Annotated in this window: 18 protein-coding genes; 16 read left to right on the forward strand and 2 right to left on the reverse strand. The window is 46.8% G+C overall.

The window, feature by feature from the left end:
- Positions 1-2 precede the first annotated feature (2 nt).
- From I2G42_RS10005 to I2G42_RS10060, 12 genes are all read left to right on the forward strand, one after another.
- On the forward strand, positions 3-968 hold the full coding sequence (locus I2G42_RS10005; RefSeq protein WP_055225818.1) for a hypothetical protein: 966 nt from the start codon (positions 3-5) through the stop codon (positions 966-968).
- On the forward strand, positions 965-3,400 hold the full coding sequence (locus I2G42_RS10010; protein WP_195531010.1) for an ATP-binding protein: 2,436 nt from the start codon (positions 965-967) through the stop codon (positions 3,398-3,400). The genes I2G42_RS10005 and I2G42_RS10010 overlap by 4 nt, the downstream gene beginning before the upstream one ends.
- Positions 3,397-4,203, forward strand: coding sequence for a polymorphic toxin type 15 domain-containing protein (locus I2G42_RS10015; RefSeq protein ID WP_055225814.1), 807 nt, complete (start codon positions 3,397-3,399; stop codon positions 4,201-4,203). The genes I2G42_RS10010 and I2G42_RS10015 overlap by 4 nt, the downstream gene beginning before the upstream one ends.
- 363 nt (positions 4,204-4,566) lie before the next feature.
- Positions 4,567-5,568, forward strand: a complete 1,002-nt coding sequence (locus I2G42_RS10020; RefSeq protein WP_055225812.1) for a calcium/sodium antiporter — start codon at positions 4,567-4,569, stop codon at positions 5,566-5,568.
- Positions 5,569-5,580: 12 nt separating this feature from the next.
- On the forward strand, positions 5,581-6,270 hold the full coding sequence (locus tag I2G42_RS10025; protein ID WP_055225810.1) for a TMEM165/GDT1 family protein: 690 nt from the start codon (positions 5,581-5,583) through the stop codon (positions 6,268-6,270).
- Positions 6,271-6,733: 463 nt separating this feature from the next.
- Positions 6,734-8,320, forward strand: a complete 1,587-nt coding sequence (locus I2G42_RS10030; RefSeq protein WP_055225808.1) for an AAA family ATPase — start codon at positions 6,734-6,736, stop codon at positions 8,318-8,320.
- 38 nt (positions 8,321-8,358) lie between these two features.
- The gene (locus I2G42_RS10035) at positions 8,359-8,841 is read left to right on the forward strand and encodes a prolyl-tRNA synthetase associated domain-containing protein (protein ID WP_055225806.1); all 483 of its coding nucleotides are present in this window, start codon (positions 8,359-8,361) and stop codon (positions 8,839-8,841) included.
- 250 nt (positions 8,842-9,091) lie between these two features.
- The gene (locus tag I2G42_RS17005) at positions 9,092-9,301 is read left to right on the forward strand and encodes a hypothetical protein (protein WP_055225802.1); all 210 of its coding nucleotides are present in this window, start codon (positions 9,092-9,094) and stop codon (positions 9,299-9,301) included.
- Positions 9,302-9,386: 85 nt separating this feature from the next.
- A complete protein-coding gene (locus I2G42_RS10045) occupies positions 9,387-10,136 on the forward strand; it encodes a nucleoside phosphorylase (protein WP_055225800.1) in 750 nt (249 codons plus the stop codon).
- Between the two features lie 80 nt (positions 10,137-10,216).
- The gene (locus I2G42_RS10050) at positions 10,217-10,756 is read left to right on the forward strand and encodes a kinase (RefSeq protein ID WP_226906354.1); all 540 of its coding nucleotides are present in this window, start codon (positions 10,217-10,219) and stop codon (positions 10,754-10,756) included.
- Between the two features lie 113 nt (positions 10,757-10,869).
- A complete protein-coding gene (locus I2G42_RS10055; protein WP_055225796.1) occupies positions 10,870-12,558 on the forward strand; it encodes an AAA family ATPase in 1,689 nt (562 codons plus the stop codon).
- Positions 12,559-12,571: 13 nt separating this feature from the next.
- On the forward strand, positions 12,572-13,018 hold the full coding sequence (locus tag I2G42_RS10060) for a GNAT family N-acetyltransferase (RefSeq protein WP_055225986.1): 447 nt from the start codon (positions 12,572-12,574) through the stop codon (positions 13,016-13,018).
- A gap of 107 nt (positions 13,019-13,125) precedes the next feature.
- Here the strand turns inward: I2G42_RS10060 and I2G42_RS10065 are convergent, their stop codons facing one another.
- On the reverse strand, positions 13,126-14,262 hold the full coding sequence (locus I2G42_RS10065; RefSeq protein WP_055225794.1) for a glycerate kinase family protein: 1,137 nt from the start codon (positions 14,260-14,262) through the stop codon (positions 13,126-13,128).
- Complete coding sequence (locus I2G42_RS10070) at positions 14,262-15,860, reverse strand: AAA family ATPase (protein ID WP_195531011.1); 1,599 nt, start codon at positions 15,858-15,860, stop codon at positions 14,262-14,264. Before I2G42_RS10070 ends, I2G42_RS10065 begins: the two co-directional genes overlap by 1 nt.
- Before the next feature lie 490 nt (positions 15,861-16,350).
- Here I2G42_RS10070 and ileS point away from each other — a divergent pair, with 490 nt between their 5' ends.
- From ileS to rsmA, 4 genes are all read left to right on the forward strand, one after another.
- Positions 16,351-19,470, forward strand: a complete 3,120-nt coding sequence (gene ileS / locus I2G42_RS10075; RefSeq protein ID WP_055222021.1) for an isoleucine--tRNA ligase — start codon at positions 16,351-16,353, stop codon at positions 19,468-19,470.
- A gap of 108 nt (positions 19,471-19,578) precedes the next feature.
- Positions 19,579-22,041, forward strand: a complete 2,463-nt coding sequence (locus I2G42_RS10080; protein WP_055225791.1) for a glycogen/starch/alpha-glucan phosphorylase — start codon at positions 19,579-19,581, stop codon at positions 22,039-22,041.
- A 207-nt stretch (positions 22,042-22,248) separates the two neighbouring features.
- On the forward strand, positions 22,249-25,143 hold the full coding sequence (locus I2G42_RS10085; protein ID WP_117761355.1) for a hypothetical protein: 2,895 nt from the start codon (positions 22,249-22,251) through the stop codon (positions 25,141-25,143).
- 15 nt (positions 25,144-25,158) lie between these two features.
- The gene (gene rsmA, locus I2G42_RS10090; RefSeq protein ID WP_173813650.1) at positions 25,159-26,031 is read left to right on the forward strand and encodes a 16S rRNA (adenine(1518)-N(6)/adenine(1519)-N(6))-dimethyltransferase RsmA; all 873 of its coding nucleotides are present in this window, start codon (positions 25,159-25,161) and stop codon (positions 26,029-26,031) included.
- Positions 26,032-26,741 lie beyond the last annotated feature (710 nt).

A 26,741-nucleotide genomic window follows, 5' to 3' on the forward strand; every position in this document is an offset into this window, starting at 1 on the left:
AGATGCCGCTTTTATATGATGAAGTAGAGATTGATGAGTGGACAGAAACCATGCTGCTGACAGAGAGATTCACACCGCCGCGCAATGGGCGGATGCTTCGATTCAGACTGTCTGATGGCAGCCGCAGAAAACTGCTTTACACTTGCATAGACGGCAACTATGCAGGACCGTTTTCCGCTGAGAATGGCGCAGTGACCGTTGAAAATGGGATTGGAATTCTGGAAGCGCTCCGGGCAGGCTGTCACGCTGCACAGGTGATAGCAGTTGATGTAGAAGAATTTCTTCTTGATCCACTGGAGATTCCGGTGAGTCCTGTTATTGTTACACTCTCAGATGGAGAGCAGGCTGCTGTCCGTATTTATGGTGAAGCAGAGATTTCCATTCGTGTGCGTGACAGTGACCTTTTGATGGAAGAAGAAGTAAAACGTGGAAAAGTTACAGCGCCGGAAAGACGTGCCGAGAGGATTATAAAGAAGTGTCTGAAACGGGAGATCTCTCGTAAGATGCCGCAGATTATTACAACCGGTCATGTACTCGAAGGTATTGCCGAACTGGATGAGGAAGCTGATTCCATTGGTCAGACAGCGGCCAGCCATGCAGAGCAGATGCTTCCCTGGCTTGAAGTAGTATCCTGCGAAGTGACCTTGGAGGTACTGGATCTGGATGAGAGCATACTGGAAAAAGAAAACTACAGATGGAGGCAGAAAGAAGCGGAATCAGCAGAACAAAGGGCTATGCAGATGCGCCTTGTGGAAAAAGCAGGCGATGCCTTGATTGCTGCCTATGGTCAGTCAGCCATCCCGCCGGAGATGCTTCAGATTGTGGCAGTCTACGCACAGAATCAGCCCATGGTCAGTGCGGATGAACTGACAGCGCTCTGCGGCAAGCTGAAAGCACTGTCAGAAAAATATACGCCGGAACTTTTACTGAAAAATGTGAAGGCTCTTACAGGAGGAGTTACCAGATGAAGGCCTACATAGAACTTACAAGCGTTCCGATTGCAAGAGAAAACACACCGCTTCTGGCTCCGGCCGCAGAGCTGGCAGAGCGGCTTGCACAGGGAGGAGAGGCAGTGGAATTACGCCTCCAGAAAGAAGCAGATGCGATTCACTGCTACATGGGTGTCTCTTCCCTTAGTTGTGCAAAAACTCTCGTTTTGCTGTTGAAGCAGCTACGCTGCGGCTTTCACTCAGCGGAGCCGCTTTCGGAAATGAGCACCGAAACACTGCTGTTGCGCGGTGCGTCAGAAACATATCACATCATTCCGGGACAGAATCGGGGAAGTACGCTTTTGATGCGGGAAATTGTTCCAGACGCAGGACGCAGCAAAAGCTTGTATTATACGCTTGGCCAGATGCCTGAGGGATACGGATATTCGGTGCTGATTCGAAAGTCTCCGCAGCTGGACATGCGCACATCTACCCTGCTGAAAAATATGGCAGAACAGAATCAGAATGCCGACATGCAGCTTTATGAGAAGCTGTTTCATGCAGATACGCGGTATCAGTGTGTCATGGCGGTTTTTGGACAGAATCCGGAAGAGCGAAAGCAGCTCGAGATGGAGCTGATGCATGCGTTTGCTGGGATGAAGACATATAACATTCCGAAGACTAAGATTTGTGTAGATACCGAAACGGTATGGAAAGCAGCAGAACAGACTGCCCAGCAGGTTATGCCAAGAAGCAGCACGGCAGCTTTTCTGTTTCTGGCGGAGGAGATTCAGACATTAACCTGTCTGGAAGGAGTGTCACAGAAAAATGGAATTCGGCGAAATCATGACACACTGTTTTCAGAGCAGGAAAATAAGAGTATCTGGTCTAAAGATACCTCTCTGCTGCTGGGGAAAAATGAGATGGGAGAGGAGCAGAGAATCCCATTCCGAGAATTAAAAAAGCACATGTTTGTTGCAGGAGCTCCCGGTTCCGGCAAAGGAAATTTCATTTTTTCGATCGCCAATCAGCTTCACCGGCAGAAGATTCCGGTGCTGCTGCTGGAATCGGCAAAGGAAGAGCAGCATTACCTCAGAAAGACGATGCAGAATTTACGGGTCTGGAGGCCGCAGAGCGGTAACTTTGTCCTGAATCCGTTTGCCCTCCCGCCCAATGTTACACTGGAACAATACCGTGCCTCTCTGAAAGAGATCCTGCAGACCTGCGTTAAGGGAGACGGCCCGCTGGAAGAACTGTATCAGACGACGCTGACCAGATGTTTTGCAAAGTATGGATATACGCAGGCCAGTATGATGTACAGTCCGGGCACGATCCCATTTGGTCTTCATGAGTTTATGCTCGAGTTCAACCGTCTTCTGGATCAGAACGGATACAGCGGAAAAACGATGGCCGATATAAAATCAGCAGGCCGTACACGCATGCACGCACTTCTTGATGCAAACCCGGATGTTTATGATACAGCAGTGCAGCCGATCCCCATCACAGAATTGCTGAATGGAGAAAATCTTCTGCAGCTGAATTGTCTTACAACGATCGAGGCGAAGCAGATGTTTGCGACTATGATTCTCATTTCACTGGCAGCATACCTTCGGATCAATGCAAAACACAGCAGCAGACTTCAGTTGGTGATCATTTTAGATGAGGCCCACAATCTTCTTCGGGGAGCAGAAAAAAGTGACGGCGAAGGGGTGTATTCTTTTGCAGAAAACTTTCAGAATCTTCTTCTTGAAATGCGCTCGATTGGGGTTGGATTTATGATTGCTGATCAGACGGCAGACAACGTTCCGACGACAATACCGGATATTTGTGGGACAAAAGTTTTCCTTGGACCTTCCAGATTTTCCGGAATCGAGCGTTATGCGGCACTTTTCCGGGCAGATGAAACGACATTGGAACATCTGTATCTTCTGGGACCGGGAGAAGGTGTTTATACGACATATGGAATGTCAGTCGGAGCGCATTTTTCTACGCCCAATATTATAGACCGTTATCAGATGGAAGAGGGATATCCTGCAGAGAATTCTTTTGTGGAAAGGAATGCCCGTACACTTTTTGAAACCTATCTGGAATGCCGGACCTGTGCTTCCCGCGGACATTGTACCCTGGAACAGAAACAGCAGGCCCGTCAGACTGCGATCAGTGTGGATGCGGAGTGCCGCGGTCTGTTCTGGAATGCAGTCCGTGCGTCAGAACGTGCAGCGGCAGAAGAGAAAACGGGGGACGAAAAAAGTCAGAGAGAGAGCAGGATGGCAAAGGAACAGCTGCGGAAAGTTCTGGATTATATGGCTGTGAAAATTGCAAAAGCCGACAATACCGACTGCTGTATCACGCAGCTGATCCGGCAGCTGAATCGGGAGTCAGCATCGTCACATCTGGTGCGGGAAATTTATGTAGAGGCACTGCGGAAACTGGCAGAAAGCAAAAAGAAAACAGGAGGATCAAAAGCATGAGTGCAGATATGAGTGATATGGAATATGACGCGGATGATATGACCGAGGATATCCAGGATGACAGTTTCGATCTGGATGAGGATATTTGGGATGACAATGCTGATTTGGCAGAGGATGATCGCATGGATTTGAGTGCAAACGATTCGGAGTGGGATCTGGAAGAACCGGATCTGGAGGAATTGCGGGATCCCACAATCGGAGAAGCAGACCTTGCCGTGGTACGGGAAATGGAGGAAAGCGGAGAGTTCGACGAGGTACTTCCCAGTGATCTTGGCAGTGTCAGGACAGGCGGAAGCAACAGCCGGACGGCAGAGATTCATATCGATATGCCGTTAAATTCATCAGCCAGTTATTCCGCAGAGGAGTTTCTGGAGCAGACACAGATGCAGGAAGATGGACTCAACATGCTTACAGTAGAAGAGCTCTTAAAAAATCATGAAACTTATTTGGAAAATGGAAGAGATCCGGCAGGAAGCCGTGCGCAGGCAGACTTTCGCGATAGACTGGAAACTGCCCTGGTTGAGGATAAAATGGAGGAGGGATACAGCCTGGAAGAAGCGGAACTTGCAACAGAAGAAGAACTGCGGGGCGGTGCGGCGCTGCATAACCCCGATCAGATTGCAGGCGGCAACTCACAGGAGATCCATGCATTCGCGGCTGGTTCAGCCAACTGCGCTCTTGGCTCTATCTGGAGGCATGGCCGAGCGGATGAATTATATCGTCAGGTAAATGAGTTGGCAGAAGAGATGACCGAGGAGGAAAAGCAGAGGACATATCTGGATGTGCGGCTGGATGTTTTGTGATAATAAGACCAATGGAAAAGACCGTTTGGAGCACAAGGCATCGGGACATTAATTGAGTAAAATTAAAAGTAAAAAAGATGCAAATCCGGTTGACAACCCCAGCGACATTTGATAGTATTTATCAAGTAATGTAATATTCCATGAGGGAGTAGTTAGCACGAATGTGTGATTTGTCAACATTCTGATTATAAAAAAAGAGTATAATCTGGCAAATCTTAAATAATGAGACTCATGTATATCAATGAACAGCCTGCAAAAAAGCTGGCCGTTTATTGATATACATGGGTCTTTTTTTACGCGGGTAATGAGTAGGAACCCCCGCTTCTGCTAATGATACGATTATGGAAAACAAAGGAGGAAAACATGGAAAATTTCATCAACAACGCCCCGTTTGCTCTTGTGCTTGTCTGTCTCGTTATCGGTTTTGTCCTGCTGATCAAAGGTGCGGACTTTTTCGTAGAAGGAAGCTCAAGCGCAGCAAAGAGACTGCACGTTCCGTCGATCATCATCGGACTGACCATTGTTGCCATGGGAACATCACTTCCGGAGACCGCGGTCAGTGTATCGGCTTCACTTACCGGCAACAACGAGCTCGCAGTCAGTAATGTCATCGGTTCCAATATCTTTAACCTGATGGTTGTCATCGGTGTCTGTGCCGTACTGACCACCATAGAAGTTGCAAAGGAAACCATCAAAAGAGACATCCCGCTGTCCCTGATTTGCGCCGGACTTTTAATGGTTTTAGGAATCAGCGGACTCGGCGATAAATCCGGTATGATGCTCGGTCACCTGGACGGTGTGATCTTAATTGGATTCTTTGCAGGTTACATTGTCTACATGGTTCAGATTGCCTTAAAGGCAAACCGCGAAGGAAAAAAAGTCGAAATTGAAGGCGGTTCCGACGAGGATATCAAGCTGCTTTCCGTTCCGAAGAGTATCGTGTTCATCGTCGGTGGAGCAGTCGCCATTGCAGTCGGCGGAGATGTGACCGTAGATGCCGCAGCGAGAATCGCGGGCGATCTCGGAATGAGCCAGACTCTGATCGGACTGACCATTGTTTCCATCGGAACTTCCCTTCCGGAACTCGTAACTTCTATCGTTGCTGCGAGAAAGAATGAAGTTGATATGGCACTTGGCAACGCGATCGGTTCTAATATCTTCAACATTCTTATGGTACTTGGCATTGCATCCGCAATCAGCCCGATGGCCATCATTACGGAAAATATAATTGATTTGTGTGTATTGATCGTATTCACGGTATGTGTATGGATTTTTGCAGGAACCAAAAAGAAAATCGGAAGAGTCGAAGGTTTCTGTATGGTCGCATTTTATGCCGCATATGCCATTTATATCATTATAAGATAAGGGGAATGGAAAATGGTGTTATTTCTAAAGGTGTTTCTTACCGAGTTCATCGCAGAGATGGGCGATAAGACGCAGCTCATGCTGATTGCGCTTACTTCGAAGTACAAGCTGAAAGACATTATCCTGGGAACCGCAGCCGCGATTCTGGTACTGAATGGAATGGCGGTTCTCGCAGGCGGCCTCGTCAGCGAATTCATTCCGGACTGGCTGATTAAGACGATTGCAGCACTCGCATTTCTTTACTTCGCAGCATCCACCATTTCCGGTGATGATGACGAGGAAGAGGAAGAAGGCGGCAAATCCAAAATTCGGTTCGCACCGCTCGCCGTTTTCTGTACGTTCTTCGTAGCAGAGCTCGGAGACAAAACACAGCTTACCGCAATCACCTTTGGTGCAAATGAAGGGATGGGATCCGCATTCGTTGTATGGATCGGATGTTCTCTCGGACTGTTCGCAGCGGATATTCTCGGAATGCTGGTCGGCTATCTCTTAAAGAGCAAGACACCGGATGGGCTGCTGAATACACTGGCGTTTGTCATCTTTTCAATTTTCGGTGTATACACACTTTACCAGGGACTGAAACTGATCAGCGCAAGCGTCTGTCCACTGCCGGTATGGCCGGTACTGATCGCTGCAACGGCTGTTTTTGTTGTTGCATGTGTCTGTCTTTTTGTGAAAAGAGAGAAGAAAAAAGCAAAATAAAAACTGCGTGCCGCATACTCATGATTTTGATGAAAACTGCGGTGCGCATTTTTTATGCGGCAAAATGAAAGTTTACCATTGAAGCATTTATAGGGTATAATATTTTGTAACTATTCAGAGCCCCATCTCGCCATATGAAATTCCAGAAAAATAGCTCATTCATGTAAACATGATTCGCGATTTTTCTTCCATTTCGCATGGCTCTGAATAGTTACAATATTTTCAAATCATTATTTACGAGGATGAAGGATAATAACATGTCTGATTTTAGTATCAACGAAATGCAGGAAATGCAGAAAGCGGGAAAAATGCGGACTGAAAAACAGAAGACCGGAATTGTATGGGATTCTCACAGGAGGACGAAAGTGAAAAACCGGAAGCTGCGTGGGAAAATCCTGTCCTTGTGATAGTCAGAGGGATCAAGTATAATGAGTCATATAAAATGTTGACGGGAGGGATTTGCATGGGAAGTTATCTGAATCCGGGAAATGAAGCATTTGCGGTTGCATTAAATTCTGAGATTTATGTTGATAAAACAGGACTGCTGACTTATACGAATAAAGTCATGAACACTCTGCAGGGATATATCTGCAACAGCCGCCCGCGGCGGTTTGGAAAATCAATTACGGCAAATATGCTCACCGCGTATTACAGCAAGGGCTGCAGTTCGAAAGAAATGTTTTCCGGGCTGGAAATCAGCAGGGCAAAGGATTTTGAAAAACATCTGAATCAGTATGATGTGCTCCACTGGGATATCCAATGGTGTATGGAACCGGCAGGCGGACCGGAGCGGATTGTTTCTTATATCTCAGAAAAAACGATTTCGGAGTTAAAAGAATATTATCCCCATATACTTCCAGAAGAAATCCGGTCACTGCCGGAGGCGCTGTCGCGGATCAACGCGGCATCCGGGACAAAATTTATTGTGATTATAGACGAATGGGATGTTCTGATTCGTGACGAGGCGGCGGATCTCAAAACACAGGAAGAATATATCAATTTTCTGCGGGCGATGTTCAAAGGGACGGAGCCGACAAAATATATTCAACTGGCATATCTGACAGGTATTTTGCCTGTAAAAAAAGAAAAGACACAGTCGGCGCTGAACAATTTCAAAGATTATTCGATGCTGTATGCCGGGCCGATTGCACCATATGTAGGTTTTACAGAAACAGAAGTTCAAAAACTATGTGAAGTATATGGTCAGAAGTTTGAAGAAGTCAAACGATGGTACGACGGTTATCAGATTGGGAAATATCATGTATACAATCCAAATGCCGTTGTGAACCTGATGCTCGAAGGCGAATTCCAGAGCTACTGGTCCGGAACCGCATCCTATGAGGCGATTGTTCCGCTGATCAATATGGATTTTGATGGCCTGAAAAGTGCCGTAATCGAAATGCTTTCAGGAGATCATGTTCCGGTTGATGTTACCTCTTTTCAGAACGATACCGTTAGCTTCGCCAATAAAGACGATGTGCTGACGTATCTGATTCACCTTGGATATCTGGCCTATGACCGGACATTTAGAACTGCTTTTATTCCGAATGAGGAAATCCGTCAGGAATTGATTCTGGCAACGAAAAGGAAAAAATGGAATGAGTTGATTGTATTTCAAAAAGAATCAGAGCAGCTTCTGAAAGATACAATTCAGATGAATGGAAACGCAGTAGCAAAAGAAATTGAAAAAATTCACAGGGAATATACTTCTGTGATTCAGTATAACAATGAAAACTCACTCAGCAGTGTTCTGTCCATTGCCTATTTGAGTTCCATGCAATACTATTTCAAACCAATCCGCGAATTTCCCGCGGGTCGTGGATTTGCAGACTTTGTGTTTATTCCAAAGCCGGAGTTTCAGAATTATTACCCGGCGCTTGTTGTGGAACTGAAATGGGACAAAAGCGTCAGAGCAGCATTAGATCAGATCAGAGACAGAAAATATCCGGAGTCTGTTGCATGCTATGCAGGGGAGCTTTTGCTGGTGGGAATTAACTACAATGAAAAAACAAAAGAACATGAATGCCGGATTGAAAAGTATGAAAAATAAGGGCATATTTCAATTTCAGTTTACAGAGATAAAAGAGTATGGATAAGATAGAGATATATCATTATTTAAAAAGGCAAAATATAGCGTATGAAATTACGGAACATAAGGCAGTTTTCAATATGGAAGAAGCAGATGCTGTTGATTTGCCGTATCCAGAGTGGGGCGCTAAAAATTTATTTGTTCGCGACGATAAAAAACGTAATTATTATTTGATAACGATGAAAGGGAACAAGCGAGTAGATTTGAAAGCGTTTCACAGGCAACGTGGTCTGCGTGCACTTTCTTTTGCAGCTGCGGAGGAATTATTTGATATTATGAAACTGATACCCGGTGCCGTTACGCCGCTTGGTATTCTAAACGATGCCGAACACAGAGTTCAAGTCTTCATGGACGTGGAATTTGTCGGAAATAAAATTGGTGTTCATCCAAATGATAATACAGCAACCGTTTGGATGCAGGCTGATGATTTAATGAAAATAATTCAGAAGCATGGAAATACTGTGGAATACGCATGTATATAATCGAAAGGTATTGCTAAAAAGTCTGAAAAAAGAAAAGTTCACAAACAAAAATGGTTCTCATTCTGCACTAAATATATTTACCGAGTATTCCATGACAGATCCCGGTGATCTGGCGGAATATTTTGGCTTCACAGAGCAGGAGATATCTGCCCTCTGTGAAAAATATGAGATGAGTTTTGAAGAAGCAAAAACGTAGTACGATGGTTATCAGTTGATTGCGCATCGGCAGACTGGAGATGAAATTTATTCCATGTATAGCCCGAAATCTGTGGTAGAAGCCATGCTGCGCCACAAATTCGGAACCTATTGGAACCAGACGGAAACGTATGAGGCCTTAAAAATTTATATTCAAATGGATATGGATGGCCTGAAAGATTCTGTGGTTCGAATGCTTGCCGGTATCAATTATAATAAAAAAACGAAGAAACATGAATGTGTTATTGAAGTAATGCAAAAATAAAAACGGAAGTCTCATGTCTGCGCAGTAAGGGTGGTGGATATGGGACTTTTTGGTAAAGATAAATAAAATTTATGGAGGAAACAGAATGATTATTGATTCTTATGATATCAACAGCGAGCCGATTGTAAAGCTGGAGAATTTTTATGGGGAGAAGCAGCATCTGGTAAAAAAATGTATGGTAATTTTTTCAAAAGTAATATATGAATACATGCTTGAAAAATTCCCATGCCGACAGATTGCAGAAGTAAGAGCATGCAATGGAAATATACCGGTTTGGACTCTGCCATATGAGGAAGAAACGATTGCTTTCTACCTGACACCAATTGGTTCCGCTCTTGCAGCAGGAACGATTGCCGAAGTCAATCATTTAACAGGAGCATCCGTCTTTATCATGTTTGGCTCGTGCGGCAGTCTGGACAAAGAAGCAACCGATGGAAAGTTTATTCTCCCAACGGAGGCATACCGGGGAGAAGGACTGTCCTATTATTTTGCAGAACCGCAGGACTACATAAAAATAAAAAACACGGACAAACTGGCGGAATTTTTCAAAGAAAGGAAACTGCCATACGTTCAGGGGCGCGTATGGACGACAGACAGTATGCTTCGGGAAACGGTAAATCTTGTAAGAAAACGAAAAGAAGAAGGATGCATTGCCGTGGAAATGGAACTCGCAGGCGTTCAGGCGATCAGTGATTTTTATGGATTTGAACTGTATGATTTTCTTGTTGCGGGAGATGTGCTGATCGAAGGAAACTATGAAACGGATGGATTATCTGCCGCTAACCACGATCTGGACAAGCTGTTTCTGGCGCTGCAGATAGCGAAAAGTGTATAAAATTACAATGTTTGAGGAAAAAGAAATATTTCAGAGCCGTTTGCAGAAACTTTTAGATAATACGAAAGCGGGAATTATGTATGGAGAATGGAATGACAATGGGCGATTGCTTACGGACGAATAAATTAATCATTTTAAGAGGAAATTCCGGCAGTGGAAAAACAACTATTGCAAAGGAATTACAGCAAGTGTTCGGAAATAATACAATGCTGATCTCGCAGGATGTTATCCGAAGAGATATGCTCAAAGTCAAAGACGGAGAAAATACAAAGGCGCTGCCTCTTCTGGAAGAACTTCTGCGATATGGAAGAAAACACAGCGAGATTGTTATTCTGGAAGGAATACTGAATGCGGAATGGTATCGTGCATTATTTGAGCTGGCAGTAGCTTTATATGGAAAAAATATATACGCATATTACTTCGACATCCCCTTCGAGGAGACCGTGAAGCGCCACAAAACAAAGCCGAACTGCAATGATTTCAGTGCAGAAGATATGCAGAGATGGTGGAACGAAAAAGATTATACATCCGTTCTGTATGAAACCAGAATAACGGCGGATCAGGACAGAGAAAGCATAGTTCGTGACATCTGTCAAAACATAATATCTAATGGAAAATAATTGCTTCGGACAGGGAATGATCTTTGTTCTGCCAGAGAAATATGATAAAATAGAAACAGAAATAAATTTTTGCAAGCCTGTCGGTGGTAAAGGATTTAGGAAGGAGCAGACCCATGAAATCAGTAATTTCCATTGGAAATCAGGATTTTATATCCATCAGAAAGAATAACTGTTTTTATATCGATAAGACGGATTTTATCAGGGAATGGTGGGACAATCAGGACAGTGTTACTCTGATCACACGCCCAAGAAGATTCGGCAAGACCCTGAATATGAGTATGGTCGAATATTTCTTTTCCGTAAATCATTCCGAATGCAGCAAATATTTTGAAGACCTTGTCATCTGGAAAGAGGAAAGATTTCGTAAGCTGCAGGGAACGTATCCGGTGATTTCCCTCAGCTTTGCAGATATCAAGGCAACCACATATGAGACTGCAAGAAGAGCGGTAATTCGTAAGCTGGTAAAATTATATAGTACTTTTGAATTTGTCAAATCCAGCAAAGTATTAAATGAAAAAGACCGCGCCTATTTTGATTCCGTTGAAGAAAATATGTCGGATGATGCGGCAGCAGTAGCTGTCAATTATCTGTCCGATTATCTGAGCCGCTATTACGGAAAAAAGGTGATTATTCTTCTGGATGAGTATGATACTCCTTTGCAGGAATCGTATATTCATGGGTATTGGGAGAATCTTACTGCGTTTATCAGAAGCCTGTTCAATTCCACATTCAAAACGAATCCCTATATGGAACGGGGACTGCTGACAGGAATAACAAGAGTCAGTAAAGAATCTATCTTTTCCGATCTGAATAATCTTGAAGTTGTAACAACAACATCGGAAAAGTACAGCGGCTCGTTTGGCTTTACAGAAGAAGAAGTCTTTCATGCGCTGGAGGAAAATGGGCTGTCCGATGAAAAAGGAACCGTCCGCTATTGGTATGATGGATTTTCCTTTGGAAAACGGAAGGATATTTACAATCCGTGGTCCATTACAAAATATCTGGACACGGGAGAATATGGAACGTACTGGGCAGACACCAGCGGAAATATGCTGATCTCCAATCTGATCCGTCGAAGTCCTGCAAAGATCAAGACGGAAATGGAAGATTTATTAAACGGCAGAGTGATCTGCACAGAATTGGATGAGCAGGTTATTTTTGAACAGCTTGGCAGAAAGCGGGGAGCCATCTGGAGTCTTATGCTTGCGAGCGGATATCTGAAAGTGGATCGGTACGAAATGGATAACCGAACAGGAAAGCGCCAGTATGATTTGAAAGTGACAAATCATGAGACAATGCTGATGTTTGAACAAATGATAGAGGACTGGTTTACAGAAGAAGATTCTGCATATGGCAATTTTAAAGATGCTCTGCTTGCCGGAGATCTGGATTATATGAACCAGTTTATGAATCAGGTAGCACTTCAGACATTCAGCAGTTTCGACACGGGCGGAAAACCATCAGAGGAACTCGAACCAGAAAGATTTTACCATGGATTTGTCCTTGGGCTGATTGTTGATCTGGCCGGAAAATACAGAATCACTTCCAACAGAGAAAGTGGATTCGGAAGGTATGACGTAGTAATGGAGCCATTGAAAGAAAACCTGGATGCGATCGTAATGGAATTTAAGGTTCAGAACACATCAAAAGAAAAGTCGCTGGAAGAGACGGTGGAGCATGCACTTCGTCAGATTCAGGAAAAACAGTATGACACAGAATTGCTTGCCAGAGGAATCGCAAAGGAGCGGATCAGGTATTATGGATTTGCGTTTCGGGGGAAGAAAGTGTTGATTGGAAATTAAAATGAGAGAAAATATGAAAATCAGAAAAGCAGAACTGAAAGACCTGTCCAGAATTGCGGAAATTTTCGTGTTCAACAACCGAATCAATTATTTCCCGATTTTTCACGAGGAGGCCTATTCCTTCGGTGAAATGCAGGTAGTCCCGATGATCGACCAGTACTTTAAGAAAGAAGAAATCTTAAACCGCATCTATGTCTACGATGATGGAATTATAAGAGGTTTTACAGAAATCAACGGAACCGAAATCTGTAAACTATACGTAGATCCATGTCTGCAGAACAACGGAGTCGGCCACGGGCTGATTACCTTTGCAATTGAAAAGTTTGACGCAGACCATCTATGGGCATTGGAGAAAAATACGCGTGCCATTGCGTTTTACAACCGCCACGGATTTCGGTGGACAGGAACGAAACAGCTGGAAGCAGGAACGACAGAATATCTGCTGGAATTAAGACGATGAGAGCACGACGTGTTTTCTGTCCTTCCTGCAAAAATTAAAGCAGGAGAAAACGGTCTTGTATTTTAACCGACTCAAGCAAGTAGCGAAGCGGATTGCGAATATCCGCTTTACTGAAGCAAAAATAGCCGAAAAGCCTGTTCTACCGTATCGGTCATATTTTCTGCCGCATTTTTCACATCCATAGCTTCTTCGAGTGAAACGACGCTCCGCAGAATCGGGAAAAAGGCATCAATTCCGGCGGCGTTGCATGCAGATGCATCTTTTGTAACACAGCCTGAGAACGCAAGGACAGGTTTGCCGTATTCTTTTGACAGTTTTGCAACTCCAATCGGCGCTTTTCCCATCACGGTTTGCCCATCGAGCTGTCCCTCACCGGTGATGACAAGATCAGCGTCTCTCACATCATCACGAAGTCGGGTTTCGTCCAGTACGATCTGAATGCCGGGTTCCAGTGAAGCAGAAAGAAACGTCTGAAAAGCAAATCCAAGTCCGCCCGCAGCACCCGTTCCGGGAAATTCCGCGTCGACGTTCGGGAATGTTTTCCGGCAGAGTGCGGCGTAGGAGGCAAGCGATGTGTCCATACGTTTGATCATGACAGCATCCGCACCCTTCTGCGGTCCGAAAACGGCGCTGCAGCCGTTGGAACCGCAGAGCGGATTCGTTACATCGCAGGCAATACGGAAGGTGCATTCCGAAAGTTCCGGCAGAACGTGATCTGCCGTAATCGCGGTAAGAGATTCCAGTCCGACAGCACCAAAAGGAACCTGTTTTCCTTCTGCATCGAGCAGTCCGAAACCGAGTGCCTGTAGCATACCAATACCGCCGTCATTTGTGGCACTTCCGCCGATTCCAATGATAAAGCGGTGGCAGCCATTGCGGATGGCATCGCAGATAACCTCACCGACACCGTACGTTGTGGTGTACAGCGGATTTTTCTCATCGCCGTGTACCTGCGTAATACCGGCAGCCCCCGACATCTCGATAATGGCGGTCTGCGTCCGGTCGATGATGCCATACGGGCAGATAACCTGCTTTCCGGCAGGACCGGTCACCGAAACGGAGACAAGCCGTCCGCCAAGACCTTCGGTCAGTGCCTGAACGGTACCTTCACCGCCATCGGCAAGCGGGCGCACAACCGTCTCCACCTTCGGATCGACACGATAAATCCCGGTGGCGGCCGCTGTTCCTGCCTGCAGAGAGGAAAGGCTTCCTTTAAAAGAATCAATTGCAATCACAACTTTCATCATTTTTCTCCTGATTTCAAATATTTTTCAATCCGACACTCATGCACCTTCGTCTTCTTATCATAATTAACACCAACCAGCAGAATATCCCCTGTATAAGATGCAATGGAAGCCGGGTAATGCTGTCTTTTAATCTGATCCAGTGCCGTTTCCGCATTCTTGTTCCATTTCAGTTCTACTACAAGCGCCGGAAAATCGTATCGGTATTCCGGCTTTGGCAGAAAGACAAAATCGGAAAAACCGCGCCCGGTCGGAAGTTCACGAATGGGTTTGAAGTAATATTGTATGGAACTTAAATAAGCAATCGTGAGCACACAACTGAGTGAATTTTCATTATGATACTGAATCACAGAAGTATATTCCTCATGGATCTTTCCAATTCCTGCAGCAACCGCATTTTCATCCATAGCAAGTGTAGCATCCAGAAGCTCTGCAGATTCCTGCTGAAAGGTAAGAAGTTCATTCCAGCGGTTGGAAGTAACCGCCGTCAGAAATTCCCGGCGGATTTCTTCATTTGGAATGTATGCCATCTGCGTCTGCTGATTATAGGCAAGATACCCTAGATGAATCAGCAGCGTCAGAACATCATCTTTATTCACAAAGCTGACCATGTCATTTTTAAAAGAGGTAACCATGACAGGAACTGCGGCGCCGGAAAGCATCTCCAGAATTGCTGTTTTCAATCCGTCAAAATCCATATTGATAAAAGGAACCATCGAGTCGTATGTGCTCGTCTCCGACCAATAGCTTTGGAATGTCCCATCCAGAAGCAGACTTGTCACCGCGTTTGGATTGTATACATGGTAATTTCCAAGCAGATAGCCGTCGTACCATCGTCTGACTTCCTCAAAATTTTGTCCGTATTTCTGACAGAGAGCGGAAACTTCATCTTCTGTGAATCCAATATAGGAAGCCAGCGGGCCTGGATTCAGCATGGAATACTGATGAAAATTATTTAAGGCAGACTGCATTTTCAATTTTTTGATCGGAAGAATACCCGTGAGAAACGCAAGCTGGATATATTTCGTCGGTTCCGTCCCTTTGAACATTCCACGAAGAAAATTAATGTAATCATCCTGAATTTTCTGGTTGGAGGCCTCATCACGAATCAGGACATCCCATTCATCAATAATAATCACAAATTTCTGTCCGGTCGCCTCTTTGATCCGGGACAGAGCGTCGGGAACGGTGGAAACTTCCGGCGGAAGCTGATCTGCATAGATGGTACGCAGCTCGGCCAGTGTACATTCTGTAATGTAGGCCACAATCTGTTCCGGATCGCTGACATTCGAAAGAAACCACTGGATGTCCAGATGAATCACATCGTACTGGTTCAGATGCTTCTCAAAGTCTGCCGTCTGGCTGATCGCAAGGCCAGAAAACATCTTTCTGGAATCACAGCCCTTGCTGTAATAGGCCGCCAGCATATTTGCAGCAAATGATTTTCCAAACCGCCGCGGGCGGCTGTTGCAGATATAGCCCTGTATGGTGTCCAGAACTTTGTTGGTATACGATAAAAGTCCTGTTTTGTCCACATAGATTTCAGAATTGAGAGCAACCTGAAATGCACTGTTGTCCGGATTCACAAATCTTCCCATGATTTCACTTCCTTTCCGTTTTTTGATTATACCCCGATTTTACCATTCCCCCATCCAAATAGCAACGCACACCCCCGAAAATCCCGTAAAATCGCGGAAAAGAACCGATAAAATATGCTTTCCACTCTTGACAACGCTTACAGCCCCTAGTTATAATAAGGCATGAAAAACGATGACGAAGACAGTAGTCTGCGCGTGAACGGTCTGTGGAAAGCGAGCCGGGGATGGTGGGAGTCCGGTACAAGTAGCGGCAGGTGAACATCACTTCCAAGTTGCAGTTCTGAATCTGCGTACCCGGCGCATAAAATATAGAAAACCGGAGAGCAGTGGTAAGAAGTTGCCGGTTGTTCCCCGTTACAGGAAATGCATATGATAGTATGTAACAGGTGGTTACGATAAGTACAGCTTTCGTCCTATTACAGGGCGGGAGCTTTTTCTTATTTTACGCGAGCAAATCAAACGAGAAACTTAAGTTTCAGGAGGTACAAGCATGTACAAGAAAGTTTCAACCGACATGAACTTTGTCGAGAGAGAAAAACAGGTTGAGAAGTTCTGGGAAGACAATCAGATCTTCGAAAAAAGTATGAAAGTGCGTGAAGGAAATCCGTCCTACGTGTTCTATGACGGACCGCCGACCGCAAACGGAAAACCGCACATCGGCCACGTAGAGACCCGTGTTATCAAGGATATGATCCCGAGATACCGTACCATGAAGGGTTATCAGGTGCCGAGAAAAGCAGGCTGGGATACCCACGGACTGCCGGTAGAGCTGGAAGTTGAGAAAAAACTCGGTCTGGACGGAAAAGATCAGATCGAAAAATACGGCGTAGAGCCATTCATCGAGCAGTGTAAAGAGAGCGTATGGAAATACGAGGGAATGTGGGAAGACTTCTCCCATACCGTTGGCTTCTGGGCTGATATGAAAAACCCATACGTTACGTATCATAACGATTACATCGAGTCCGAGTGGTGGGCATTAAAAGAGATCTGGAAGAAAGGTCTTCTGTACGAAGGACACAAAATCGTTCCTTACTGCCCGCGCTGCGGTACCCCGCTTTCTTCTCACGAAGTAGCGCAGGGATACAAAGATGTCAAAGAACGTTCTGCCGTTGTCCGCTTTAAAGTAAAAGGCGAGGACGCTTACATCCTGGCATGGACCACCACACCGTGGACCCTTCCGTCCAACGTTGCGCTCTGCGTCAACCCGGATGAGGATTATGTAAAAGTAACAAGCAAAGGATATACCTATTATATGGCAGCCGCTCTGGTAGACACCGTTCTCGGTGAGGGCGCTGAAATCCTGGAGCATTATCAGGGCAAAGATCTTGAGTTCAAAGAGTACGAGCCGCTGTTCCCGTACGCTGAGAAGAGAATCGGAAACAAAAAAGCATACTATGTAGTCTGCGATACCTACGTAACACTGACCGATGGTACCGGTGTTGTTCATATCGCCCCTGCATTTGGTGAGGACGACTCCAAGGTCGGTCACAGATACGATCTTCCTTTCGTACAGTTAGTAAACGAAAAAGGTGAGATGACCGAGGAAACTCCGTGGGCAGGTACTTTCTGCAAGAAAGCAGATATGGCCGTTCTGCAGGCACTCGAGGATAAAGACCTTCTGTTTGATGCGCCGCTGTTCGAGCACAGCTACCCGCACTGCTGGAGATGCGATACTCCGCTGATCTACTATGCACGTGAAACCTGGTTCATCCGCATGACTGCAGTAAAAGAGGATCTGATCCGCAACAACAACACCATTAACTGGATTCCGGAAAGCATCGGAAAAGGACGCTTTGGCGACTGGCTGGAAAATGTTCAGGACTGGGGACTTTCCAGAAACCGTTACTGGGGAACTCCGCTTCCGGTATGGCAGTGTGAATGCGGCCATCAGGACTGCATCGGCAGTATCGAGGAGCTGAAAGAAAAAGCAGACAACTGCCCGGATGACATCGAGCTTCACCGCCCGTACATCGACGCAGTGACCATCAAGTGCCCGAAATGCGGTAAAGAGATGCACCGTGTACCGGAGGTTATCGACTGCTGGTTCGATTCCGGATCCATGCCGTTTGCACAGCATCACTATCCATTCGAGAACAAAGAAACCTTCGAGAAACAGTTCCCGGCACAGTTTATTTCCGAGGCTGTAGACCAGACACGTGGATGGTTCTACTCCCTGCTTGCAATTTCCACTCTGCTGTTCAACAAAGCACCGTACGAGAACGTTATCGTTCTTGGTCTGGTACAGGATGAGAACGGACAGAAGATGAGTAAATCCAAAGGAAATGCGGTAGATCCGTTTGACGCACTGCAGACCTACGGTGCCGATGCGATCCGCTGGTACTTCTACACCAGCAGTGCTCCGTGGCTGCCGAGCCGTTTCGCAGGCAAGACCGTAGTCGAAGGACAGAGAAAGTTCATGGGAACCCTGTGGAACACCTACGCGTTCTTTGTCCTGTATGCAAACATCGACAACTTCGATGCAACAAAATACAGTCTGGAATATGACAAACTGGCTGTTATGGATAAATGGCTGCTGTCCCGTCTGGAATCCACTGTAAAAGCAGTAGACGACAACCTGGCAAATTACCGTATCCCGGAGGCAGCAAAAGCACTGCAGTCCTTCGTGGATGATATGAGTAACTGGTATGTACGCCGCTCCCGTGAGCGTTTCTGGGCAAAAGGCATGGAGCAGGATAAGATCAATGCTTACATGACTCTGTACACCGCACTGGTGACCGTTGCAAAAGCAGCAGCTCCGATGATTCCGTTCATGACAGAGGATATTTATCAGAACCTCGTAAAGAGCATCGATGCAAGTGCACCGGAAAGTATCCATCTGTGCGACTTCCCGGAGGTACATGAGAACTGGATCGATCCGAAGATGGAAGAGGATATGGCAGACCTGCTGGAGATCGTCGTTATGGGACGTGCCGCAAGAAACACCGCCAATATCAAAAACCGTCAGCCGATCGGAACCATGTACGTGAAGAGCGAGTTCCAGCTTTCCGAATTCTACAAAGAGATCATCGAGGACGAGCTGAATGTCAAAGAAGTTGTATTTAAAGATGACATCGCAGATTTCATCAGCTACAGCTTCAAACCGCAGATGCGTACCGTAGGACCAAAATACGGAAAACTCCTGAACAAGATCAAAACAACCCTGTCTGAGCTGGATGGAAACAAGGCTATGGCAGAGCTCAAGAGCACCGGCGAACTTAAACTTGACATCGATGGACAGGAAATTGTATTATTAGAGGAGGATTTGTTAATTGACATGGCACAGATGGAAGGCTATGTATCCGAATCCGACCATACAATCACCGTTGTTCTGGATACCAATCTGACTCCGGAACTGATCGAGGAAGGTTTTGTTCGTGAGCTGGTAAGTAAAATCCAGACCATGCGTAAAGAGGCCGGCTTTGAGGTTATGGACAAGATCAGAGTATATGCAAAAGACAACGACAAGATTGTAAGCATCATGAAAAACCATGGTGATGAAATTAAATCTGAAGTTCTGGCAGAAGAAATCGTGACTGGAGAGACAAAGGGCTATGAGAAGGAGTGGAATATCAACTCCGAAAAGGTTACCATGGCAGTAGAGCGTATCTAAGAATACTTCTGGATGCGTTTCCACGACGATCGTTAATATAAAAATCAGCCTGCGAGCGGGGATGCAGACAAGCTCTCCGCTCGCAGACTGCTATTGAGGAGGACGCAGATGTTAAACGCCGAGTTCAACAAAGAAACTTTTAAGAACAGTGTCAAAGAAAACGTAAAAATGCTGTACAGAAAAAATCTGGAAGAGGCTTCCCAGCAGGAAATTTACCAGGCAGTCTGCTACGCAGTAAAAGACGTTATTATTGACAACTGGCTGAAAACCCAGAAAGCAATGGATGAGCAGGATCCGAAGATTCTGTACTATATGTCCATGGAGTTCCTGATGGGACGTGCGCTGGGAAATAACCTGATTAACCTGACTGCATACAAACAGGTACAGGAAGCTCTTGATGAGATGGGACTGAACCTGAACCTTCTGGAGGACCAGGAGAGAGATCCTGCGCTTGGAAACGGCGGTCTTGGCCGTCTGGCAGCATGCTTCCTGGATTCCCTGGCTACACTGGGATATCCGGCATACGGCTGCGGTATCCGTTATAAATACGGTATGTTCAAACAGCAGATCCGCGACGGTTATCAGGTAGAAGTACCGGACAACTGGCTGAAACACGGCTATCCATTCGAGCTGAAACGCCCGGAATACGCAAAAGAAGTAAAATTTGGCGGATACGTAGCACAGGAGTATGATGAGACTACCGGACGCGTAAACTTCGTACAGAAAGATTATCAGTCTGTAAACGCAATTCCTTACGATATGCCAATCGTAGGATACGACAACGATGTTGTAAACACGCTGACCATCTGGGATGCAGAGGCTATTCAGGACTTCTCCCTGGATTCCTTCGACAAAGGTGATTACCACAAAGCGGTTGAGCAGGAAAACCTTGCAAAAACCATCGTAGAGGTTCTGTATCCGAACGACAACCATTACGAAGGAAAAGAGCTGCGTCTGAAACAGCAGTATTTCTTCATTTCTGCAAGCGTACAGAGAGCAGTTGCAAAATATAAAAAACATCACGATGATATCACAAAGCTGTATGAGAAGGTTACCTTCCAGCTGAACGATACTCACCCGACCGTGGCCGTTCCGGAGCTGATGCGAATCCTCATGGACGTAGAAGGCCTTGGCTGGGATGAGGCATGGGAGATCACCACAAAGACCTGCGCATACACCAACCACACCATCATGGCAGAGGCACTCGAGAAATGGCCGGTTGACCTGTTCTCCAGACTTCTTCCGCGTATCTATCAGATCGTAGAGGAGATCAACCGCCGCTTCCTGATCCAGGTAAGAGAGCAGTACCCGGGTGATGAGGAGAAAGTTCGCCAGATGGCAGTCATCTACGACGGACAGGTTCATATGGCCCGTCTGGCTATCGTAGGCGGCTATTCTGTCAACGGTGTTGCACAGCTTCATACCGAGATTCTGAAAAAACAGACCTTAAAAGACTTCTACGAGATGACTCCGGAGAAGTTCAACAATAAGACGAATGGTATCACACAGCGTCGTTTCCTGCTTCACGGAAACCCGCTCCTGGCTGACTGGGTAACCGAGTACGCCGGAGACGGCTGGATCACCGATCTGCCGAAGATCGAAAAGATCGCTAAGCTGGCAGATGACACCCAGGCACAGAAGGAATTTATGGAAATCAAATATAAAAATAAAGTCCGCCTGGCAAAATACATCAAAGAGCATAACGGTATCGATGTAGACCCGAACTCCATTTTCGATGTTCAGGTAAAACGTCTGCATGAGTACAAACGTCAGTTTATGAACATTCTGCACATCATGTATCTGTATGACCGCCTGAAAAAGAACCCGGATATGCCGTTCTACCCGAGAACCTTCATCTTCGGAGCAAAAGCATCCGCAGGTTATGAGCGTGCAAAAGCGATCATCAAACTGATCAATTCCGTTGGTGATGTGGTAAACAACGATCCGACCATCAAAGGAAAGATCAAAGTTGTATTTATCGAGGATTATCGTGTCAGCAACGCAGAGCTGATCTTTGCCGCTGCTGATGTTTCCGAGCAGATTTCCACCGCAAGTAAAGAGGCTTCCGGTACCGGTAACATGAAGTTCATGCTGAACGGTGCCCTGACTCTTGGAACCATGGACGGTGCAAACGTAGAGATCGTTGAGGAAGTTGGAAAAGAGAACGCCTTCATCTTCGGACTTTCCGCAGATCAGGTTATCGAATATGAGAACAACTACACCTACGATCCGATGAGCTACTTCATCCACGATCAGGACATCCACAACGTAGTGATGGATCTGATCAGCGGAAGATACTCAAACGGCGACACCATGATGTTCCGTGATCTGTATGACTCCCTGCTCACACCGAAGAATGCTCCGCGCCCGGATATGTACTTTACCCTGGCAGACTTCAAGTCCTATGCGGCAGCACAGGAGCGTGTTGAGGATAAATACAGAAATACTTCTGCATGGGCAAGAAGCGCGATCCTGAATACCGCACACAGCGGCAAATTCACATCCGACCGTACCATCCAGCAGTATGTAGATGATATCTGGCATCTGGACAAGATTACTGTCAGAAAGTAATCGGAATCAAATATAAGTAGTTAGGGGACACCTGCTTTTCCGGGAAAAACCGGAGGGGCGGGTGTTCTTTTTTTGATGACCGCTGGAAGGATCTGCATCCCGAAAAATGCCTGCAAAACAGGCATTCTTTTGACATTCTACGGGGAGTGTGGTACACTGTTCGTGTCTATGAACTAAAACAATCTGAAATGTATTGAGGTGAAAAGATTGGATAAAGCTGAATATCAAAGCCGGCTGGAAGAGCTGAACAGTCTGGTAAAAAAAGAGGACTATGAGGGGGCACTTGCAGTTGTAGAAGCCGTTGACTGGCGGCGTGTCAAGAGTCTGCGTACGCTCGGCATGGTAGCGGATGTCTATGAGGCGAACAAACGATATCCGGAGGCGAAGAAGATTCTGCTGATGGCGTATGACCGTTCCTCCATCGGAAAGGGCATTCTGTACCGCCTGGTAGAGGTCTCCGTAAAAATGAAAGACTTTGATGAGGCGATTGACTTTTACAACGAGTTTGAAGCAGTCGCACGTCACGATAATTCCCGGTATCTGCTGAAATACAAGATTTTAAGAGGACAGAAAGCGCCGCTTGAGGAGCAGATTTCCCTTCTGGAGGAATACAAAGAGCGGGAATTTACCGAGAGATGGGCATATGAACTGGCAAACCTTTACAGCAAAGCCGGAGAGACGCAGAAATGCATCGATGCCTGTGATGAGCTGATCCTGTGGTTCAGCGAGGGCAAATATGTGACAAAGGCAATGGATCTGAAAATGAAGTACGAGCCGCTGTCACCGTCCCAGCAGATCAAATACGAGCATCGTTTTGACTACAAAAAGAATGAAGAGCCGTCTGAGGATCCGGAAGCACTTGAAGTGCGGTTAGCCGGAGAGAGCGGAGCCGGTGAAATGGCTGCGACGAAAGAGCCGGCAGAGACGCCGGAAGTAAAACCGGTAAACGGCGGTGTGATGAGCCAGTATGTGGCCGGTGAAGAAGAAAAAGAAGCCGGTTCGCCGTACGAAGCATATGAGAAAACACAGCAGGCCGAGGCAGATGCAGAGCAGGTGCAGGAGTACGAAGCACTGCAGCAGACAGAGGAGCCGATCGAGGAGATTCCGGAAGAGCAGGCGTATGCAGACAGCACGCCGACGTACCTTGGAAATACGATCGATCTTCACGCAGAGCTTGCAAAGAGCATCCGCGATGTCTTCTCCTTCCGCGGAAAGAAACAGGAAGAGACGGCAGTCGAGGAAGAGACAAGCGAAGAGCCGGTACAGTACGAAGTAAAAGATCTGGAGCCGGAGCAGCTTGATGTAAACGTAGAGGTATCCCCGGATGCCAACACGACAATCAAGACAAGACCGCAGCCAAAACCGAAGGAAAAAGCCGAGCCGGTAATGCCGAAAGCACCGAAGCCGGAGAAGAAATACGAAGAGCCGGACCTCGAAGCACTGTTCCAGGAGACCGCAGCAAACCTGTCGGAGGAAGTTGCGGAGGAAGAAGCAGAAGAGCCAGTGGAACCGGCAGCAGAAGCCGAAACCGCAGAGCAGCCGATGGATCCGGAGTCCGAGACAGAGGCACGGGAAACGGCAGAGGAGCCGCAGGCGGAAGCTGAGCCGGAAGAAGATGCAGAACCGGCAGATGAAGCGGAAACCGAAGAGATCACAGAACCGGCGGATGAGGCTGAAACCGAAGAAGCTACAGAGCCGATGGATGAAGCTGAGATCGAAGAGATTATAGAACCGGCAGCCGAGGCTGAAATCGAAGAAGCAGAAGTTACAGAACCAGCAGTGGAAGCTGAAACAGAAGCAGCCGAGAAGGCTCAGGCGGAAGCCGAAATTGAGGAAACCGTAGAACCGGCGGAGACACCGTCCATGGATGCAACGGTTGTCATCGCGGATCTGAAACCGGCAGAGGAGACACGGCCGACCATCGATTTTAGTGAGCTTCAGGCAGCGCTGAACGCAGAAGTGCAGGAAGCTGAAAAAGCATCGGAAATCGAACTGCCGGATGAGCCGGAAACTGCGGAAGCAGAACCTGCTGACGAGCCGGAAAGCGAAACAGAGCCGGAAACTCCGGCCGAGACTGAGCCAGCCGATCCGTTTGAGCCGGCAGGAACCCAGCCGATCGAGATTACCCCGGAGGAAATCGAAATCGAAGTTCCGACCGAGCCAAAGCGTGAGCGCGTATCCGATGCGACGATCAACATGAGCATCGAAAAAACAACGGATGCCACCGTTCAGCTGATCCGCGACAACATTCCGGAAGGAACTGTTGCGAAATCGATTGAAGAGGTGCTCCGAGAGGAGACGCCGGAGGAGGCAAGACTCCGCATCCTGAACGACACCCAGCCGGATAAGCTGAGTGACGAGCAGAAAGCGCTGTTTACTTACTTTGCGAAAGTTCCAGGCATGGATATCCAGATTCTGGATGCAATGCATGGTGTTTATCATTACGCAGGCGACCGTACTTCCCGTCATGGAAACATTGCCATTATGGGCGGATACGGTACTGGAAAAACGAAGCTGTCGGAGGATCTCGTCCGTGCAATCTGTGCTGACTTAAAACTTCCGGCAACGAAGATGGCCCGTCTGGATGCATCTGTTCTGAACAAAAAGGACTGTGCGCAGATTGTTTCAAAGCTGGCGGGAGGTTTCCTCCTGATCGAGCGTGCCGGTCTGATGTACCCGGAGACGATCGAGAAGCTGTCGCAGGCAATGGATTTCCGTACCGACAGTCTGGTTCTGATCATCGAGGATGAGAAGGTCAGCATGAGAGGTCTTCTGCGGAATTACCCTGATTTTGCGAAGAAGTTTGAGACGGTCATTTCGATTCCTGTTTTCACGAACGACGAGCTGGTTACGTTTGCCCGCACGTATGCGCGTGAGAATGGATACAAGATGGACGAGATGGGTGTGCTTGCTCTGTATACACAGATTGGCAACAATCAGAAGGAGGGCGAGCCGATGACGATTTCACAGGTCAAAGATATGGTGGATCGTGCCATCGCCCATGCAGAAAAGGGAACCCGTAAATTCGGAAGACGCATGTCCAGAAAGCATACCGATGCGGACGACCGCGTGATTCTTTACGAGAAAGACTTTGAGTTCTAAATACATGGAGAATTTATGGAGAAAGTAAAACCGTGGCTCGGGGAGCCGCAGAATACAATAGCCGTACTGCAGAAGTACGGCTTTGTATTTCAGAAAAAGTATGGTCAGAATTTTCTGATCGATCCACATGTGCTGGATAAGATTGTAGCCGCTGCAGGTATCGGACCGGACGATTTTGTTGTGGAAATCGGACCTGGTATCGGTACTCTGACGCAGTATCTTGCGTATGCTGCGCGGAGTGTGTGTGCGGTGGAAATTGACAAGAATCTGATCCCGATTCTGGAGGATACGCTGTCGGATTATGATAATGTTGAGGTTATCAACAATGATGTTTTGAAGGTGGATCTGGCGGCGCTGGCGAAGGAGAAGAACAACGGACGGCCGATCAAGGTTGTGGCGAATCTTCCGTATTATATTACGACGCCGATTATTATGGGATTATTTGAGAATCATGTGCCGGTGGATTCGATTACGGTTATGGTTCAGAAGGAGGTTGCGGACCGGATGCAGACGGGGCCGGGATCGAAGGATTACGGGGCGCTGTCGCTGGCGGTGCAGTATTATGCGGAGCCGTATATTGTGGCGAATGTGCCGCCGAACTGTTTTATGCCGCGGCCGAAGGTTGGAAGTGCGGTGATCCGGCTGACGCGTCATGAGGTGATGCCGGTGGAGACGAAGGATGAGAAGTTGATGTTCTCCATTATTCGGGCGTCGTTTAATCAGAGACGGAAGACGCTGGCGAACGGACTGAAAAATTCGGAGCTGCTGCATTTTTCGAAAGAGGAGATTGAGGCTGCAATCACAGCCTGCGGCTGGCCGCTTACGATTCGTGGGGAGGCATTGAATTTACAGGAGTTTGCGCGGTTGACGGATGAATTGTGTGAATAGAGGGGACGCCTCGCCGCCGCCCGTCCGCCCTTGCGTGATGCGCATGGCAGCGGTGGAAAAGCGGGGGAAAAACGTAGAAAAAATGGAGGTCTTTCGACAGACACCGGCATTATTCGCCAGGAAAGCCTGATGCTTTCCCAGCTCAGAATGCCTTGAAATCTGGTGTTGAGCACCAGATTTCAGTCTCTCGAAAGGCCTCCATTTTTTCTGGTTTTTCCTGCCCGCTTTTCCAATGCTGCCATGCCGCATCACGCAAGGACGGACGGGCGGCGGCGAGGCTGGTAGTGGGGGCGGGAGGGGAGGTCTGGATCCGCCCGGATGGGCGGATCGGCGTGAGATTGTTGTGAGGAAGATGGGAGAAAATGAGAAAAAGGCATGAAAAAAAGCACCGTTGGCGAAACAGTGCTTTCTTTCATTTTTATTTTTAAAGGAAGGAGAGCCGATTTTCTAATCGGCAATATGAAAAAGAAAATTGTGTAAATAATGTTGGCATTCATTATTTATGCTTTTAGTATACGGGTAAATTATGTTGAAAGCGTGTTCATGTTGTAAAAAAATCATGAACAAATTGTGACTATTCAGAGCCATGCGAAATTTCAGAACAAATTGCGAATCATGCTTGCATGAATGAGCACTTTTTTCTGAAATTTCATATGGCGAGAAGCCACATCAAGATGCAGCGCAGCGGAATCGAGATGGGGCTCTGAACA

The sequence above is a fragment of the Fusicatenibacter saccharivorans genome (genome assembly GCF_015557635.1).
Taxonomy (GTDB): domain Bacteria; phylum Bacillota; class Clostridia; order Lachnospirales; family Lachnospiraceae; genus Fusicatenibacter; species Fusicatenibacter saccharivorans.

Excerpts from the sequence above, each read along its gene's own strand:
- I2G42_RS10005 (WP_055225818.1), top strand. The coding sequence starts at position 3 with ATGCCGCTTTTATATGATGAAGTAGAGATTGATGAGTGGACAGAAACC.
- I2G42_RS10010 (WP_195531010.1), top strand. The coding sequence starts at position 965 with ATGAAGGCCTACATAGAACTTACAAGCGTTCCGATTGCAAGAGAAAAC.
- I2G42_RS10015 (WP_055225814.1), top strand. The coding sequence starts at position 3,397 with ATGAGTGCAGATATGAGTGATATGGAATATGACGCGGATGATATGACC.
- I2G42_RS10020 (WP_055225812.1), top strand. The coding sequence starts at position 4,567 with ATGGAAAATTTCATCAACAACGCCCCGTTTGCTCTTGTGCTTGTCTGT.
- I2G42_RS10025 (WP_055225810.1), top strand. The coding sequence starts at position 5,581 with ATGGTGTTATTTCTAAAGGTGTTTCTTACCGAGTTCATCGCAGAGATG.
- I2G42_RS10030 (WP_055225808.1), top strand. The coding sequence starts at position 6,734 with ATGGGAAGTTATCTGAATCCGGGAAATGAAGCATTTGCGGTTGCATTA.
- I2G42_RS10035 (WP_055225806.1), top strand. The coding sequence starts at position 8,359 with ATGGATAAGATAGAGATATATCATTATTTAAAAAGGCAAAATATAGCG.
- I2G42_RS17005 (WP_055225802.1), top strand. The coding sequence starts at position 9,092 with ATGTATAGCCCGAAATCTGTGGTAGAAGCCATGCTGCGCCACAAATTC.
- I2G42_RS10045 (WP_055225800.1), top strand. The coding sequence starts at position 9,387 with ATGATTATTGATTCTTATGATATCAACAGCGAGCCGATTGTAAAGCTG.
- I2G42_RS10050 (WP_226906354.1), top strand. The coding sequence starts at position 10,217 with ATGGAGAATGGAATGACAATGGGCGATTGCTTACGGACGAATAAATTA.
- I2G42_RS10055 (WP_055225796.1), top strand. The coding sequence starts at position 10,870 with ATGAAATCAGTAATTTCCATTGGAAATCAGGATTTTATATCCATCAGA.
- I2G42_RS10060 (WP_055225986.1), top strand. The coding sequence starts at position 12,572 with ATGAAAATCAGAAAAGCAGAACTGAAAGACCTGTCCAGAATTGCGGAA.
- I2G42_RS10065 (WP_055225794.1), bottom strand. The coding sequence starts at position 14,262 with ATGAAAGTTGTGATTGCAATTGATTCTTTTAAAGGAAGCCTTTCCTCT.
- I2G42_RS10070 (WP_195531011.1), bottom strand. The coding sequence starts at position 15,860 with ATGGGAAGATTTGTGAATCCGGACAACAGTGCATTTCAGGTTGCTCTC.
- ileS (WP_055222021.1), top strand. The coding sequence starts at position 16,351 with ATGTACAAGAAAGTTTCAACCGACATGAACTTTGTCGAGAGAGAAAAA.
- I2G42_RS10080 (WP_055225791.1), top strand. The coding sequence starts at position 19,579 with ATGTTAAACGCCGAGTTCAACAAAGAAACTTTTAAGAACAGTGTCAAA.
- rsmA (WP_173813650.1), top strand. The coding sequence starts at position 25,159 with ATGGAGAAAGTAAAACCGTGGCTCGGGGAGCCGCAGAATACAATAGCC.